This window comes from Collinsella sp. WCA1-178-WT-3 (M1), from assembly GCF_009696325.1.
GTDB lineage: Bacteria > Actinomycetota > Coriobacteriia > Coriobacteriales > Coriobacteriaceae > Collinsella.
Genome location: NZ_VUME01000003.1, coordinates 123,067 through 139,274 on the forward strand (window position 1 = coordinate 123,067; position 16,208 = coordinate 139,274).

At 59.0% G+C, this 16,208-nt stretch carries 11 protein-coding genes; 2 read left to right on the top strand and 9 right to left on the bottom strand.

Features of this window, described 5'->3' with window-relative positions:
- Position 1: 1 nt before the first annotated feature.
- From cas1 to FYJ40_RS03145, 3 genes are all read right to left on the bottom strand, one after another.
- Entirely contained in the window at positions 2 to 883 is an 882-nt protein-coding gene (cas1, locus tag FYJ40_RS03135; protein ID WP_370450582.1) for a type II CRISPR-associated endonuclease Cas1, read from the bottom strand.
- Entirely contained in the window at positions 870 to 5,075 is a 4,206-nt protein-coding gene (gene cas9 / locus FYJ40_RS03140) for a type II CRISPR RNA-guided endonuclease Cas9 (RefSeq protein WP_154515881.1), read from the bottom strand. Before cas9 ends, cas1 begins: the two co-directional genes overlap by 14 nt.
- A 361-nt stretch (positions 5,076 to 5,436) precedes the next feature.
- Positions 5,437 to 6,774, bottom strand: a complete 1,338-nt coding sequence (locus tag FYJ40_RS03145; RefSeq protein ID WP_154515884.1) for a hypothetical protein — start codon at positions 6,772 to 6,774, stop codon at positions 5,437 to 5,439.
- Between the two features lie 218 nt (positions 6,775 to 6,992).
- Between FYJ40_RS03145 and FYJ40_RS03150 the strand changes: the two genes are divergently transcribed.
- On the top strand, positions 6,993 to 8,174 hold the full coding sequence (locus FYJ40_RS03150; protein ID WP_154515887.1) for a cation diffusion facilitator family transporter: 1,182 nt from the start codon (positions 6,993 to 6,995) through the stop codon (positions 8,172 to 8,174).
- 18 nt (positions 8,175 to 8,192) lie between these two features.
- Here the strand turns inward: FYJ40_RS03150 and FYJ40_RS03155 are convergent, their stop codons facing one another.
- Positions 8,193 to 9,149: a hypothetical protein gene (locus FYJ40_RS03155; protein WP_154515890.1), complete on the bottom strand. Its 957-nt coding sequence runs from the start codon at positions 9,147 to 9,149 to the stop codon at positions 8,193 to 8,195.
- A gap of 138 nt (positions 9,150 to 9,287) precedes the next feature.
- Here FYJ40_RS03155 and FYJ40_RS03160 point away from each other — a divergent pair, with 138 nt between their 5' ends.
- On the top strand, positions 9,288 to 9,524 hold the full coding sequence (locus tag FYJ40_RS03160) for a hypothetical protein (RefSeq protein ID WP_035137347.1): 237 nt from the start codon (positions 9,288 to 9,290) through the stop codon (positions 9,522 to 9,524).
- Positions 9,525 to 10,018: 494 nt separating this feature from the next.
- On the opposite strand, the gene FYJ40_RS03165 is transcribed toward FYJ40_RS03160, so the two are convergent.
- The 5 genes from FYJ40_RS03165 to FYJ40_RS03185 all read right to left on the bottom strand — a co-directional run bounded on the left by FYJ40_RS03165 (position 10,019) and on the right by FYJ40_RS03185 (position 16,164).
- Positions 10,019 to 11,686 carry a formate--tetrahydrofolate ligase gene (locus FYJ40_RS03165; protein WP_154515893.1) on the bottom strand — a complete coding sequence of 556 codons (1,668 nt, stop codon included), beginning with the start codon at positions 11,684 to 11,686 and terminating at the stop codon, positions 10,019 to 10,021.
- A 146-nt stretch (positions 11,687 to 11,832) separates the two neighbouring features.
- Positions 11,833 to 12,900: a Holliday junction branch migration DNA helicase RuvB gene (gene ruvB, locus FYJ40_RS03170; RefSeq protein WP_152073622.1), complete on the bottom strand. Its 1,068-nt coding sequence runs from the start codon at positions 12,898 to 12,900 to the stop codon at positions 11,833 to 11,835.
- Positions 12,900 to 13,520 carry a Holliday junction branch migration protein RuvA gene (gene ruvA, locus FYJ40_RS03175; RefSeq protein ID WP_154515896.1) on the bottom strand — a complete coding sequence of 207 codons (621 nt, stop codon included), beginning with the start codon at positions 13,518 to 13,520 and terminating at the stop codon, positions 12,900 to 12,902. Before ruvA ends, ruvB begins: the two co-directional genes overlap by 1 nt.
- Entirely contained in the window at positions 13,520 to 14,041 is a 522-nt protein-coding gene (gene ruvC / locus FYJ40_RS03180; protein WP_035137351.1) for a crossover junction endodeoxyribonuclease RuvC, read from the bottom strand. Before ruvC ends, ruvA begins: the two co-directional genes overlap by 1 nt.
- 137 nt (positions 14,042 to 14,178) lie before the next feature.
- Positions 14,179 to 16,164 (bottom strand): hypothetical protein, encoded by a 1,986-nt coding sequence (locus FYJ40_RS03185; protein WP_195838543.1) that lies wholly within the window; start codon positions 16,162 to 16,164, stop codon positions 14,179 to 14,181.
- Between the last annotated feature and the right edge of the window lie 44 nt (positions 16,165 to 16,208).

The following is a 16,208-nucleotide window of genomic DNA, read 5'->3' on the forward strand; positions in this document are numbered from 1 at the left end:
CTCATACGACCTCAAACGACTCGATCTCATCTACCGACAGCTTCCGGTCAAGAGCCTTGAGGCAGTCGGCAATATACAGAGAAATTACGGAGCCCACGCGATATGTGCCGCCTCGATATGCAATTCCCTGATTGAGCATGTCGACCAAAAGCAGCTTTGTCTCCTTAGAGAACTCGCCGTCAAAGTTATCGAACACAATGCGGTCGACAAGAGGCCTAAACGGCTCCATAAAATCGCAGCTCAAGTTGAACTGGTTAAACTCATTTCTGTGACAAATCCCCACTTGCGTAAGGTATCCGCGCGCCGCAATCTCGCGATTGACACTCGACAGCAAAATCGCATACCCGTAATTGAGAGCAGCGTTCAAGGGTATGTCATCATCCCTCGAGAAGGACGAACCAAACAGAGAGCTGAAATACAGCCGGGCTGCATGTCCTTCGCGATTCGTCGTATCACCCGAGCGCACCTCGGCAACAATGCTCTTGAGCGTCTCGCCCTGTTCCTCACGCGCACGGGCGTGGAGCACATCAGACTGATGCTTGATTTTGTCGCGCACGATTCGTTGCCATACGCGCTTTTTGATCGGCTCGCCCCACTCAAGCTGCTCCGCAATACGCTTGCTGGTGTTATGTGCTCCGTATAGTGGTAAATATTGCCCAATAGGGTCGCACTTCTCGTCAGAAACGACAAACGCAACCTTTGCCTTGGCAAGCTCCGAGAGCAGATAAGCGCTTATGAACACCTGGTTGGTCTGGAGGACGACCGACGAAATCTCCGAAAGGTGGACCTTCGCCGTGTCGTCCTCGCGACGGACAACCATGTAGCCGCCCTTGTATTGCAGTTTGCAAGGGCTGGAAATGACGATATTCCTAAAGCCCGACACGGGTCCTTCTCTCGAACATGCCCGTTACAGACTGGTCAACGATAAAGAATGGAATTGCTGGGTCGTTGATTAGTTTTGATATGTCCGTCACCATAGCGCCCGCCTTTGCAGGCCCGCCAATTCCAGAGAGGTCTACAACTCGATCCGTACCGTTTTCGATACGAATTAGGCCAAACGTAAGCTCACGCTGCTGCGATTCATCGAGCACCGACACGGAAGACAGCCGAGAGAGCTTAAGCTGCCTGGACAACTTTCCACAAGTTGCATCAGCAGCGTAACCAATCTTGTTCACCAACCCCTCAAGCAAAGGAAGAATGCTTGGCTTTTCATCCGTTTTCGACATATTTAACAGTAGCATCTCATCCTGCGAAAACGCCAGTTGAGAACCCGATCTGACCTCCTTTGCGCCAGTAATAATCAAACGGTCTCCATCCACCTCAATCAGCTGTTTCTTGTAGATCTTCGACCTCGTGATACCGACGTACTCTAGGCCCTCCTTCTCCGCAAGTCCCCTCGCATACTCGCCAAGCGCTGCCGAGTCGCCCTCGATGCGCGCCGCAAGCCACACGGGAACCTGAGAGAACCGGAACACCGGCTTACCTTTCTTTTTGGCCTCATAGATAAAGAAATACGCAAACTGCTGGCTCGAAAAACCACCGTATTGCTTAGCATCGAGCCCCTGCTTGGTCGACAGCTCAAGCTTTGCGCCCATCTTGGGATCACGCGGTGAGTAAATCGTTGCCTTCCAGAACGCGCCCGTATCCTCCTGCGGCATCCTCGAGATGTAGCACTGGCGGTAGTTGAGCGCACGGCGAATGCCCTCGACCTCTGCCGCTGCGTTCCAGCCGTCCGGAAGATACTTTCCCCTATAACGTTTGACTTCGTCGTCCTCGGTCCAGGCATCGTCAAAGACCTCACCCGTCTCGGGGTCAAAACCCGCAGTCATAAAACTATTGACGACAAATCCGGCAGATCCAGGCATGCGATGGGTTTTCTTAAACAGCTCGGACTGCTCGCGCACGTATTTCTTAATCACATGCGAGTAGCCAATGGGGTTCTCATACATTCCGGGGTGGCGCATCTGAATAAACAGCCCCAAGCGGCATGCCAGATAGGCATCATGAGCATGATGGAAATCGTTGGCTTCGCGGCATTTGACCAAGCCGGCCGCCTCACGGAGGTTGTGTGACACGCTCGCCTTAACGGGAACGATCTTAGTTCCCTCGTCGGCATAACGCGCCTCAAGCAACGCCTGCGCCATCTTAACCATCTGGCTCGTCTCCACGAGCTGACGCGCGACAAAGCCCTTCATAGCGTTCTCGTTTATGGAAGAACGCAGCAGGTTGCGATACTTTTTATCGCCAATGAGCTTCGCTTGGTGCAGCTGCTTCCACGTTTCGCCCATCTTCCAGCGAATGCTCTTATCAATCAAAAGCTGGTCGGTCTTGTGCTGATTTTCCTCGCGATACACCAGCGCCTTGTTTTCGAGACTGTCGTCCTTAATGTAGGCACGCGGAATGATATGGTCGACCTCATACTCGCCCGAGCCCGCCATAAGTTTATTGAGATCGATAGCGCGGCCGGAATACAGGCATTTTCCGTTTTGCATCAGATAGAGGGTCAAGCGCTCGTCAAGGTCCACATTAGCTGCCTTGAGCTCCTTGAAATCGTCCATAACAGCCAGGTCGCCGCCCTCGGCCTTAAACGCCTTGAGCGCGTCCTCGATGACGTCCCAGCGCTTCGTGGTCCGCTTGCCCTTCTTCTTTTCGTCCTCGTCGCGAGTCACCTCAACAAAAACGTTAGCCGGCGCGTGCCCCGCAATCTTTGCGATTTCGTCAACAATGCGAATCGCCTGATTCAAGCTGCGACGAATCGCCGGGGATCCGGGAAGCTCATTTACGCCTAGAGACTTCTCGTGTTCGGCATAGTATTTTCGATTGTGTTCATCCACTTTTTCCTGGAAGCCCAGTGTGTTGTCGTGGAGAATCTCCATCATCACCATAGTCTCGCCCAGGCGACGCTCAGAGCTGGGGTTTCCCTCTCGCAGCACGTCCATGATGCTCATAGAGCGACCGGCTTGCGTATCAATCCTAATGCCCGTCAGGAACTTCTCCGACAGACGCCCCCAACCAGTCAGGCGCTTTTTGCAGATCTTTTTAATCTGCTCGGCATCGAGCATTCCGTTGCCACTGGGGCCAAACTCATCCTGCAGTTTTTCCTTAAGGATCGAGCGGTCCTCGAACAACGTGTTCCAAAGAATGATCTTTTCGATAACCGGATACTCGGCGCGGCTCAACTCGTCCACGCCAAAGATATCCTTGGCAAAGAAGATGTACGAGCCCATCTTTGATTCAAGGCCGCTCTCACCCTGGCCACCGCGGACAACCGGATTTGTCGCGTCGCCCTCTTTTACCAGCCAGTCGGCAATCATCTTGTAGGTAACGCGACGTTTTTTATGGAAAAGCTCATGGACAATGCCTTCGCGCTGCGCGGCATCCAGGCGCTGCCAATCGTCACCATCTTCGGACCAGCGAACACCATTGAGTTCATTCAGAACGCAGAACTCCTCATAGAGCAGAGACTGCTTGGGAAGTACCTTCTCGCCAGCAAGATACGTGCAATCACCAGTCATGCGCATGATAAAGTTCTCGGCGCTCTTGTTCTTATCGATTACGGTATCCCAGTTCCAAGGCGTAATCGTCGCATCTTCCATGCCGGGCTTACGCTCGGACCATTGGAATCGATGGTTGCCGTGTTTGTCCTGGGCAGCATTTTTAGGCGTCAGCGGTCCCACATAGTACGGGATACGGAACGTGACCAGGCTCTCGATCTTCGCTGCATCGTCCTTGAGGAACGGATAGAAGCGGCCCTGGTTTTTGAGAATGGCCTGCAGCTCCTCAAGATGCAGCTGATAGTAGATGGCACCGTTATCACTCGTCTTAAGGCGACGCAAAAAGCGCTGTTTGTCGAATGCGTCCATCATGGCAATATAGCGCTCATCCGTCTCCGCACCCGTTCCCGCAAAGAGCTTCTTTACGGATTTAGCGAAGTCATCATAGGACAGTTTATGCAGGTCATATGCGGTGTAACCCTGTGCCTTAGAGACATCGTAGTCGCGCGAGGGATCATCGCTGTTCGAATCGTGATAGGTTGCGCCGCGGAAGAAAGACTCATATGAGCCGGGAGCATATTCGTGGACCAAAGTCTTGAGTCGATCAAGATCATTCGCGTAACAATTATATTTTTCGATCATGTTGACCGAGATTGTCTGGCCCTCAGCATAGGACAAAAGCCCCTGCAGCACGTAAGCAGAGTAAACACCGCAAACGGACTCAAGAAGCTCGACGCAGTCATCGGGACATGCGGCCTGCAGCGCTTCTAGCTTCTCGTCATCCGAAAGCGCGAGCTTAGTTGCCTCGCACTCAAACTCGCCAAACACATCTTTGAACTCGCATTGGAGACCGACGACAGCGCTCGACAAACCCTTCGCCAGCTTTTTGTTCGCAGCCGCATCCGCAGTATCCATTTTAACAAGCGCCTGAATGTCTTTCGCCTTTTGCGAACGAGAAGATCGCTCATCAGCCAAGATCTTCGCTACAGAGAGTTCATCAAGCTTCGCGAACTCATATTCTCTCGATTCACACCATGCCTTCAGAGCGCCATTGAGATTCTTAAGGGCATCGGATGTCTTTGCCGTCTTTGCCGTCAGCTTCTCCCCCTGGCGCAAGAAGTTACCGCGATGCTTAACGATGTTATGGATTGCGAGATACACCAATCGAAGATCGGCCTGCTCATCGGTGTCCATAAGGTAAGTGCGCAGATGATAGATGGTCGGGAAGCGATCGTAGTAATCGGCCTTCGTGAAGTCCTTGGTAAAGATCGGATCGCCCTCAATGGTCCGCGACTGGTTAAGTCGCATGAAAAAGCCCGGATCGGCCTCGCTCATCGCAGGCTCGAACAGCTTTTGCAGCAAGTCGAGGCGCCAGCGGCGGCGCACGTAACGGCGACGCTGTCCACGATGAACGCGCGCCTCGGACGCCGGCTGCGCGCTATCGAACAAACGACTGCCCCACGTCGGCTGTTTCTTAAAATGCAGAAGCTTGCCCTGGGCATCGGTCACCGCCCAACCAACGGAACCGGTTCCCATGTCGAGGCCGATATTGTAGTCGCCAGAGTAGTTTCTTAAATTCATGTCGACCAGCCCTTCCGCGCTGTGTTACAGTTGCCTTGTCGATTACCAGTTACATCGACACTGCGAGTCAAAATACGGCTTTGCCAAAAATGCCTTCCTTGGAAGGCGTCCCGTAGGGGACAATTTGACTTGCCAGAGGGGTTCCATTCGGGACCCCTCTTTTTTGATGCTACTACCGCGAACGGACATTTTTTAATAGCTATCGGCAAACGTAATGTTGCTCAACGTTCGCGCTATGAGCGTGAGTGTTTAATGGAGTGCCTGCGGGTCCTGTCGCCGCACAAAAACGGAGCGGCCCGCACCCCTGCGAGCCGCCCCGTGCCCCTGGCTATCGCGTCATAAGACTAACCGGCACCGCTCCCTACTTCCCAAATAGCGCACCCAGCAGGCCGCGACGTTTGGGCTTTTCCTCTCGGTAGGAGCCCTCGGCCACCGCTGCCACCTGACGCGGTTGCCCGCCGCCTCCATGGCGCACGATCTGGTACAGAAACGGCGATTTAACGTATTTGACCTCGATGGGCGTGGCGTGCACGGTGCTTTCGCTCGACAGCATCACGTTGGGATTGAGCGGTGCCACCACATGCGTCTCGCGCTTATCGCTAAACACTACCGCGGCCGCGCGGCCCGTTTGGCCGTTTACGGCAATGCGCACCTGCTCGCCATCGCGGCTGTCCGACGAGGGACGGTCGACAAAGTAGACCGGCACCATCACCAGGCCGTCCTTATGCTTGCGGGCCTTGCGCGCCCACGTGCGGATACTCTTTTTATTGAGCCCCAGCACCGCCTCGGCATCGTTGCCGGCAACGTCGAGCGCCAGCTTATCAATGACCACCTGGTCCTTGGTAGATGCATCGACGGAAACAACGCGAAAGTCACCTTCCTGCATGGCAGGATCGAACGGCCCCACCTTGGCAAAGTCCCACGGCTCCAAAATGCCCATAAGACGAACGTCCAGGTAGTTTGCCCGCGGATATGCCCAGTCGAGCACCTCGTAGTACACCAAGGTCTCCTTACTCAGCCCCTTGCCCGGGAAGGACGCCATCATGCGCAAATCCGCGAGCGCCATGGGAAAGTAGAAGAGCATCATGTCGTTTTGGATCGCATCTTCCACGTCGTGACCGGCAAAGGCTTCCGCATACTGGCGCACCAGCTGCAGCGCGTTGGCACGTGCCTGCTGCGGCGAGATTTCGCAAGGAATACCCTGCTCAGGTACATACTCCGCACCAACGCCCATGGTCAGGCGCTTGCTAAAGGTACCGGGCTTGAGTAGGTCTGCAACGCCGATCTTATTGCCGCAGGACGGGCACTCAAACACGCGCTGCGTGGACTCGCCTTCGAAGGATGCGCCACAGAAGGGGCACGGGATGCTCACATGCGTAGCCTCTTGGAACTCCTGCGCCGTGCCGCGGTCCTCCCACAGTAGATGCTCCAGAACCGACTGGTTGCGCCAGTGCGCATGAAAGAAATACCAGTCGGGGTCCACCGGGCGCTCGAGCTGCGACACATGGGTGAGCTTAAGCAGCCCATCGACAACCGTCAGCGGCGCATGGCGAATGCCCAGGGCGCTCCTGGGCTCCCCCGCATCGGCCTGCCACGGAACGACCGTGCCGCAATAGGCGCACTCAAAGCTGCGTTTAACCTGGTGTGAGTACATGGGGCCGCCGCAGTTTTGGCATTTGATGGCAAACATCTCGTCCATGGATACGTCCTCCTTTACGCAGGGGCTGTCGACATTAAGTATGTCGGGCAGGCAGGCACAAGCCCATACCCATGTGGCCCAAAATGGAGCACCCGGTCGGACAAGAAGCCCCGATCGTTAGCTCCAGCAGACCATTGCTGCATTTTCTGAGCATCGGCGCACGGCGTGCCCATGCGAGCTACACTATCCCCTTAAACGAGGATGCGAGGAGGTCCGCCATGCTATTTGTAAATCGGCTGGTACATACACTTGTTCCTGGCAGCGAGGGCGAGCCGGTCGATGCATCTTGTCGCACCAACGCGGGCTTTGCCGCAAGCCTCATCTGCATTGGCCTCAACATTACCCTGTGCCTGGCCAAGGGCATCGCGGGTCTGCTCGCCGGCTCTGTCTCGCTCATCGCCGATGCCTTTAACAACCTCTCCGACGCCTCGAGCAACATTGTGAGCTTGCTCGGGTTCCGCCTTGCCAGCCGCCCGGCAGACGAAGGCCACCCCTATGGCCACGGCCGTTACGAATATCTCGCCGGCTTGTTTGTCGCCGTCCTCGTTTGTGCCGTCGGCATCAACCTGGTGCTCGAGTCCATTACCAAGATCATCAAGCCCTCCCCCACCGCCTACACGCTGGTCTCCCTAGCCGCCCTCGTCTTGTCCATGCTCGTCAAATTATGGATGGCCGCATTCAACCGCGCGCTGGGCGACCGCATCGACTCGGAGACGCTCATCGCCACGGCGCAGGACTCCAAAAACGACGTCATCGCCTCGGGCTCGGTCTTGGCGGCGGCGCTTATTTCGCAGACGACCGGCTTTGACCTCGATGGCTGGGCAGGCCTGGGTGTGGGCATCTTCATCTGCATCAGCGGCATGGGCCTGGTGCGCGACGCCATCAGCCCGCTGTTGGGACAAGCGCCCGACCCCAAGCTCGTCCAGGAAATCCGCGACAGGATCATGTCGTACCCCCAGGTCTTGGGCACACACGACCTCATGGTGCACGACTACGGCCCCGGCCGTCAGTTTGCCAGCGCACACGTGGAAATGCCCGGCGAGGGCGATGCCTTTGAGCACCACGAGATCCTGGACACCATCGAACACGATATTAAACGCCAGATGGGCATCGACATCACGCTGCACTGCGACCCCATCGCCACCACCGGCGACGACCTGCGCAGCTGGGTCAAGCGTGGCGTCATGCAGATCGATCCCGCGCTCTCCATCCATGACCTGCACGAGCACGATGGCTTTGTGTCATTTGACCTGGTGCGTCCCGACGGCTTTCGCATCTCCGACGACGAGCTGTTGGAGCGCGTAACGCATATCGTGCACGAGCGCAGGCCCGATGCATCATGCGTTGTCACGTTTGACTCGGGTTTTAGCTCGCCCGACCGTCCGGCCGAGCAGTTGTAGCCCCGCTCCGCTCGACCGCTAGTTTCCCTGCGCGCCCGAAATGCCATTTTGCAGGGCATCCCAGGCGTTCGTTGCCATATCACCCAGGTTCTGTGCAGTATCACCGAGGTTCTGGGCTGTGTCGCCCAGCTCTTGGGCCTTATCCCCAAGCTCCTGCGCCTTGTTGCTCAGGTCCTCCAGCGTGTTGGAGCTCGAGCTGTCCGTGGTGCCCTGGTCGCCGGACGCGTTGCTCGACGAGCTGTCCTTGCGCGTGAGCTGAATCTCAAGGTTGCCGTCACCGTTGTAGTAGGCAGATGTGACGACCCAGTTGGCATCGACGACGGGCGTCGAGCCGTCGTCGGTCAGAATCACGGCATTCGAAAGATCGGCCCCGCGCGACTTGAGGAGCTTCTTGGCGTTTGACCAGTACTGACCCGGGATATCGCTCAGGTCGACGGTGCCGGACTGGGCAGTCTCGGTCTGCTCGGCCATGGTATCAGTCGTGGCGCCCCGCTTGTTGAGCATGCCCGACACGATGGCAAACACAACCGACAAGGCAAAGAAGATCGCCAGCACGATAAGAATCTTCTTGATCACGCTCGACGAACGCGAAGGCTTCTTCTCCTCGTCCTCGCCATACTGGGGGATGGACTTGGGATACTCACGATACGGCTCGCGCGCGTATCGGTCGTGCGACTCGTAGCGCGGCTGTGCCGTGCGCGGCATATATGTCGTCTGCTGGGGCTGCGGAATGGGATTTTGCAGCAGGTCATCATAAGGGTCTACCGCCGCGTTGCCGTAGGGGTTCTGCGATGAGACACCATGCGGGTCCTGCGCCGCGTTTCCGTAATTCACAACGCGCGTGGGACCGGCCGACACCTGCGTCGTATCGGGGGCAGCGTAGCCGGGATTCGGCACGACGCGGGTCTCATCGGCGCCATTGCCCGTCCGCGGGGAGCCGTAGCCACCCATCACAGTCGTCTTGTCCTGGTCCATGCAACGTTTCCTTTCCGTCGCCCGTAAGCATCAAGTTATCCATGCATTCTACCCGCGCAAAAGCCTATGATGGACAAAGCCCGCCGGTATCTACAAGACATGCGCGGCCGACGGTCACAAGCGAATCGAGGATATGTCATGGCAAAAAGCAAGCTCATCAAGGACACGACGCGTGCCGAGCGTGAGGAGATCATTAAACTGGCGCTCGCTGGCTGCGGCAACGGCAGCTGCGACAACTGCGGCAGCTGCAGCTTGGGAGCAGGCGATCCGTACGGTACCTACCAGCCCTACATTGACGGCGAGATGGAAATCGCCGACATCAACATGATGGTCGCCGAGCGCAACGCCAAACTCTTCGGCCTCCAGCGCGGCTAACGACCTCTTCTTGGGCTGTGAACCATAAAATGCGCCCATCTACTACGTTTAACCCAAGGGTACCAACCATAGCCATATTTGTGTTAACAAAACCGCAGGTAAACGTCTTGCCAGATTGTTAAAAAACGCTCCATGGTCGGTCCAACCCTGGCAAACGTAGTAGATGGGCGCTTTTCGTGGCATGGCTGGCCCAGATAGCTTGTTTCGGAGCCAATTTGCATCAAAAAGTCCCCGGCGGCGCTGTGTTTTGCGCCACCGGGGACTGTTCAGTTCACTCCCTGTTGCTTTGCCCTACTCGTTGGGCACATGCGTGGCGCAAGGATACTCAGGCGTCACATCCTGGCCGTTGGAATAGCTCGAATTTTGTAGTACGCCGACCTCGTCACCTGTTCCGAACGATACGGAGGAATGTAGCTATCGGTATAGGTACGCACAAAGCCCCGCCGGGCCTTGGTAGGCGCGGCGGGGCGGGCTAGCGGCTATGAGCAGCAGGCTTAGAACAGGCCGGTGATGTTGCCGTCGTTGTCGACGTCGATGTTCTCGGCCGCGGGAACCTTGGGCAGGCCCGGCATGGTCAGAACGCTGCCGGTCAGCGCGACCACAAAGTGGGCACCGGCGGAAACCTTGAGCTCGCGCACGGTGATGCGGAAGTTCTCGGGCGCGCCCAGAGCCTTGGCGTTATCGCTAAAGCTGTACTGGGTCTTGGCGACACACACCGGCAGGTTGCCAAAGCCGTTCTCGCGCAGCTCGGCGAGCTGGCGCTTGGCAGCCGGCGTAAAGTCGACGCCATCGGCGCGGTAGACCTTGGTGGCAACGGCCTCCAGGGCGTCGGCCACATCGGCACCGTCCTCGTAGGCAAACTTGAGCTCGCTCGGCTGCTCAATCAGGCGCATGACCTCATCAGCCAGGTCGAGCGCGCCCTCGCCGCCCTTGGCCCAAACCTCGGACAGCTTAACGTTGACGCCGAGCTTCTGGCACTCGGACTCGATGAGCGCAAGTTCGGCCTCGGTGTCCGTCGGGAAGCGGTTGATGGCGACCACGCAGGGAAGACCATAGACGTTCTGGATGTTGTCGACGTGGCGCAGCAGGTTGGGCATGCCGGCCTTAAGGGCCTCGAGGTTCTCCTCGTTGAGGTCGGCCTTGGCAACACCGCCGTTGTACTTAAGCGCGCGGGCAGTGGCGACGACCACGACAGCGCTGGGACGAACGCCCGTCATGCGGCACTTGATGTCCAGAAACTTCTCGGCACCAAGGTCGGCGCCAAAGCCGGCCTCGGTAATCGCGACGTCACCAAAACGCATGGCCATGCGGGTGGCCATGATGGAGTTGCAGCCGTGGGCGATATTGGCGAAGGGACCGCCGTGGACAAACGCGGGCGTGCCCTCGAGCGTCTGCACCAGGTTGGGCTTGAGCGCATCCTTAAGCAGCGCGGCCATGGCGCCCTGGGCCTTAAGGTCGCGGGCGCGGACGGGCTCGCCGGCATAGCTGTAGCCGACAACGATCTCGCCCAAGCGCTCCTTAAGATCGTTGATGCTCGTGGACAGGCACAGGATTGCCATGACCTCGGAGGCAACGGTGATATCGAAGCCGTCCTCGCGCGGCACGCCCTGAGCCTTGCCGCCAATGCCGTCGATAACATGGCGCAGTTGACGGTCGTTCATGTCGACGACGCGCTTCCAGGTGATGCGCTTAACATCGATGCCGAGCTGGTTGCCCTGCTGAATATGGTTGTCGAGCATGGCTGCCAGCAGGTTGTTGGCGGCACCGATAGCGTGGAAGTCACCGGTAAAGTGCAGGTTGATGTCCTCCATGGGGATGACCTGGGCCCAGCCGCCGCCGGCGGCACCGCCCTTGACGCCAAAGACGGGGCCGAGCGAAGGCTCGCGCAGGGCAACGGCGCTCTTGACGCCGCGACGACGCAGACCGTCGGCCAGACCGATGGTCGTGGTGGTCTTGCCCTCGCCTGCAGGCGTGGGATTGATAGCGGTCACGAGGACAAGCTTGGCCTGGTGATCGGTCGGCTCGTTGAGCAGTGAATAGTCGACCTTTGCCTTGTCGAAGCCGTACGGAATCAGGTGCTTAACGTCGACGCCGGCGTTCTTGGCCACCTCGGTAATAGGCAGCGGCGTGACGGAACGTGCGATTTCGATGTCAGTAGGCATGGGCGGTCCTTTCGTTACCGGATGAGAAAAAGACCAATTCAGCATAGCACGGGCGCGCAATAGTAAAACGCCCATAACCGATGAACGGCGATATGTTTATCCAATGCCCAGCGATAGCCTACAGATGCGCTAAAACAAGCCCATTCCTACAGGGTCGGCTCGATACCCAAATGCTCGAATGTGCGCAGGGTTGCCTGACGGCCCTGCGGCGTACGAATCATCAACCCGCACTGCAGCAAATAGGGCTCGTAGACATCTTCGAGCGTACCCGGATCCTCGCCCACCGCGCTGGCAAGGGTCGTCAGGCCCACGGCACGGCCGGAGAACGTCTTGGCGAGCGTCTCCAAGATGCGAATGTCCATCCAGTCCAGACCAAGCTCATCAATCTCAAAGAACTCGAGCGCCTGACGGCAGATATCAAGCTCAATAGGACCGTTGCCGCGCACCTGGGCGTAATCGCGCACGCGCTTGAGCAAGCGGTTGGCAAGACGTGGCGTGCCACGCGAGCGTGAGCCGATCTCGAGCGCGCTCGGATGGTCTATTGTCACGCCCAAAATGGTTGCCGAGCGCGTCACAATCTGGGCAAGCTCCTCGACCGTGTAGTAGTCCAGGCGATACGAAATACCAAAGCGGTCGCGCAGCGGGCCGGTCAGCATACCCGAGCGGGTCGTTGCCGCCACCAGCGTAAACTTGGGGATATCCAGGCGAATCGAGCGCGCCGCCGGACCTTTGCCAATCACGATATCGAGCGCAAAGTCCTCCATCGCGGGATACAGGACTTCCTCGACCGAACGGTTGAGACGGTGGATCTCGTCGATAAACAGCACGTCACCCGGCTGTAAGTTGGTAAGGATGGCCGCCAGGTCGCCGGTGCGCGCGATGGCCGGGCCACTCGTCGTCTTAATCTGAGCGCCCAGCTCGTTAGCGATAACGGTGGCCAGCGTGGTCTTGCCCAGACCCGGAGGGCCCGAGAAGATCACGTGGTCGAGCGTCTCGCCACGGCTCTGCGCCGCCTCAATCAGCACGCGAAGGCTCTGCTTGATATGCTCCTGACCGCAGTAGTCGTCCAGGCGCTGGGGGCGCAGGGTACGGTCGACATCGAGGTCCTCGGGCGTTAGCTCCGAGCCCACCATGCGCTCGCCATGCGCCATGGATGCCGCCGGCGAGTTGCCGGGCGTCGCCCACAGGTCCTGAGAGTCATCGGCTTCCCACATCACGCATCCATTCCGAGTCGCTTAAGCGCCGCGCCGAGCAGATCCTCGACACGCATATCCTGCCCATCATACCCGCTCAGAGCGACATCGGCCTCCTGCGGGCTAAAGCCCATGGAAAGGAGCGCCGCGCGGGCATCATCGATGGCCGAGGGAGCGGCAGCGGGCACGGGCATCGCAACCTGTCCGGGAATCACGTCGACCGGCACAAAGCCCTTATCCTTGGCAAAGGTACTCTTGAGCTCCAGAATGAGGCGCTGAGCTGTCTTTTTACCCACACCGGGTACCTTGGCCATGCCCTTGTCGTCCTCGGCCATCACCAGCGAATACAGCTGCCCCACGGTATAGGTGGAAAGCACGGCGAGCGCCAAGCGCGGGCCAACGCCCGAGACGGACACGAGCCGGTCGAACATTGTGCGCTCGTCCTTTGAGGAAAATCCGAAAAGTGTCATGGCGTCCTCGCGCACCTGCATGCGCGTGTAGAGGCGGACCTCGCCGCCGGGCGTCGGTAACGTGGCCGCAGTGCTGCCCGAGATGCCGAGCTCAAAGCCAACGCCCGACACATCGACGACGGCAGAGCTCATCGTGGCCTCGACAAGCGTTCCGTGGAGCTGGGAGATCATCAGTATCCGGTTCCTCTCTGTTGATAGAACTCGCCGCCGGTAAGCGCTCGGGTGCGGCTGAGGTTAACGTGACAGATGGCGCAGGCCAGGGCATCGGCGGCATGGTCGGGGTGCGGGTCGTGATCGAGCTGCGTAAGCGTACGCACCATGTAGGCGACCTGTCGCTTATCTGCGGCGCCGGTGCCCACAACAGCCTGCTTGATCTGCATAGGCGTGTATTCGCCAATCTCGAGCGCGCACTCCGAAAGCGCCACAAGCGCAGCACCGCGGGCATGCGCCGTGGGGATGGCCGAACGAACGTTAGCGCCAAAGTAGATGCTCTCGATAGCAGCGGTATCGGGACGATAGCGTTCGACAACGCCCTTGAGGTCGCGGGCGATATGCGACAGGCGCACCGCGAGCGGACTTCCAGCACTGGTCTCGATGCAGCCATAGGCACGACAGCGAACCTCGCCACGTCGCTCCTCGATAATCCCCCACCCCGTATGGGCCAAACCAGGGTCGATACCCAAGATAACCAAGCCAACCTCCCCTCGTCACAAGCGCAGCGCAAGGCAAGGCCCCGCGCACTATTCACGAACGTCTGTTCTAGAATAACACAACGGGGACACGATGCTTAGTTGAAGTATCGGGGTTGGGAGCGAATCCTATTCCATAGTTAGTTTTGAGAGAAGAACGGGAACTGACGGGGATCCACCGGCGGATGTGGCATCGGCGTGCCCTGGGGCCCGCCCTGCGGTCCACCCTGGCCGCCCATCATCCTTTCGATAGCGTCCTGGACCTCGCCCTCGAACTTTTTCATTCCCTCGTGCAAACGACGCTGACCGTCCTCAGAGCGCAGCTCCTCCATCTGCTCGGGCGAAATACCCAACAGCTCACCCAACAGACCCATCATCTCACCGCGCATGCGATCGCCCGTATCGCTATCGGCAAAGCGGCGCACTTCGGCGCGCGCCAGTGAATCAACCGTCATGCGCTCCTTGCCGTTGAGCCCCAAATCGGACCACGCAAGCATGTACGGCCAAGCGCGCTCGGCAAACGAACGGGCCGAAACGATCGGCGCCGTCGGCAACATGCGACGGGCAGCCTCACCCTGTCGAACGAGCATCAGCAGCAGCGAGCAGGCCTCAGGCTTGCCAGCGGCCATCGGGATGTCGTCGAAAGATCGATTGCGGTCCACGTGCGCCTCGAGCGCGCCATCGACCTCACCCGGCTCAAGCCCGCCGAGCAGCTGTGCCGCGCGGTCGAGCATATCGACCGGACCGTCGAGCGTCGAGAGCGCCTGCGCCAGCACTCGCTCCATACAATCTTCCACCGCGTTGAGCGTCACAAGCTCTTGGGGCACCACGGCAGACGTGCGGTTGCGCACGCGCGCCACAAACTCAAGCGTCGACAGGTACACATCGCCAAAGGGCGCAAAGTCGCCCTGGTAGCCGCCGGACAGTGCGGGCGCCGCTAGCGCGTACTCGGTCTTGGAGAGTGGGCTCAACGCCATGGCGCCCAGCTCGAGCGCTGTATCCTCGAGCATCAGGCCCAGCGCACGCGAGCGCAGACGCTCGGCATCGCCCGCCGACACGTCGCGATCGAGCACACGCGCCGCATCCGGTGCATCGCGCTCGACGGTGCGAATGTGCAGGCGCTCGGCAATCGCGCGGACGGCGGCACAGCGGGCAGCCTCGGCCTCTTCCTGAGCCGGCGTAAAGATACGGTTGCGCCCCAGCACAAGGCCAATCACATTACGCGGGCCCAGAGCGTCAACGGCAAGTGCCGCCAGCAGGGACGACGGCAAGTCACCCTCGAGTGCCACCACAGCACGCGACGCGCCGCGAGCGCGGGCATTGTCGCGCACGGCGAGCACCAGCGCCTGCCACAGCCACTCCTCGGAACGAAACTCGGGCAGTTCGTGATCTTCCAGGGCATCGAGCATCACGCCGCGCTGAATCTCCTGAACCAGCAGGCTCTCCTCAAAACACGGCGCCTGGGCCACCACGCGACCGCAGTCGTCGAGCACAAACGAACCGCCGGTATACACCGACTCGTCGTACGCACCGACCGGCGCCATGCAGGCAAACCACACGCTGCGCTTAGATGCGATCTTGCGGTAGGCACCGCTGCGAACGGCGGCGATGGCGGCAGTCTCGCGGTCGGTCATATCAAACGCGTTGAATTGGAAATACGCAATGAGGTCAACACCGGTCGGCAACATCTCGAGTTCGCGGTCCAAGTCAAAAATCACGGCGATGCGCACGCCGTCCACGTCGAACACCGGCGGCGCCCAGCGCGTGTCGTTGTTCTCGCCACGCTGCAGGGCAATGCTCGATCGCGCCGGCACCACATGACCGTCCTTGAGCATCATGTAGTCGAGCAGCGGCTGGCCCTCAAACGAAACCGCCGCGGGCACGATGCAGATCATATCGAGCTCTTGGATACGCTCGGCAACACCGGTCAGGCCTGTCAGCATGTCGTGCTCAAAGTCGGCAGTACCCACCAGACCGCCGGGCAGAGCACCCATAAAGAGCGGAGCCGGGACGCACAGCACGCGCGCCCCGCGCTCGTGGGCCAGACGAGCCTGGTCCTCGATGCGACCGCAAATGCCCTCAATATCACCCAGGCGCATATCGATCTGTGCAAGCGCGAGCTTCATGGCCCAGCCCTTTCCGTCGTAAACCATCAAAACCGTAGTAAAAG

What these genes read in the sequence shown, in the direction of transcription:
- FYJ40_RS03185 (WP_195838543.1), bottom strand. Translation starts at nt 16,164, where the DNA reads ATGAAGCTCGCGCTTGCACAGATCGATATGCGCCTGGGTGATATTGAG.
- FYJ40_RS03145 (WP_154515884.1), bottom strand. Translation starts at nt 6,774, where the DNA reads ATGGACGAGATGTTTGCCATCAAATGCCAAAACTGCGGCGGCCCCATG.
- ruvB (WP_152073622.1), bottom strand. Translation starts at nt 12,900, where the DNA reads ATGTGGGAAGCCGATGACTCTCAGGACCTGTGGGCGACGCCCGGCAAC.
- FYJ40_RS03150 (WP_154515887.1), top strand. Translation starts at nt 6,993, where the DNA reads ATGCTATTTGTAAATCGGCTGGTACATACACTTGTTCCTGGCAGCGAG.
- ruvA (WP_154515896.1), bottom strand. Translation starts at nt 13,520, where the DNA reads ATGATCTCCCAGCTCCACGGAACGCTTGTCGAGGCCACGATGAGCTCT.
- FYJ40_RS03160 (WP_035137347.1), top strand. Translation starts at nt 9,288, where the DNA reads ATGGCAAAAAGCAAGCTCATCAAGGACACGACGCGTGCCGAGCGTGAG.
- FYJ40_RS03155 (WP_154515890.1), bottom strand. Translation starts at nt 9,149, where the DNA reads ATGGACCAGGACAAGACGACTGTGATGGGTGGCTACGGCTCCCCGCGG.
- cas9 (WP_154515881.1), bottom strand. Translation starts at nt 5,075, where the DNA reads ATGAATTTAAGAAACTACTCTGGCGACTACAATATCGGCCTCGACATG.
- FYJ40_RS03165 (WP_154515893.1), bottom strand. Translation starts at nt 11,686, where the DNA reads ATGCCTACTGACATCGAAATCGCACGTTCCGTCACGCCGCTGCCTATT.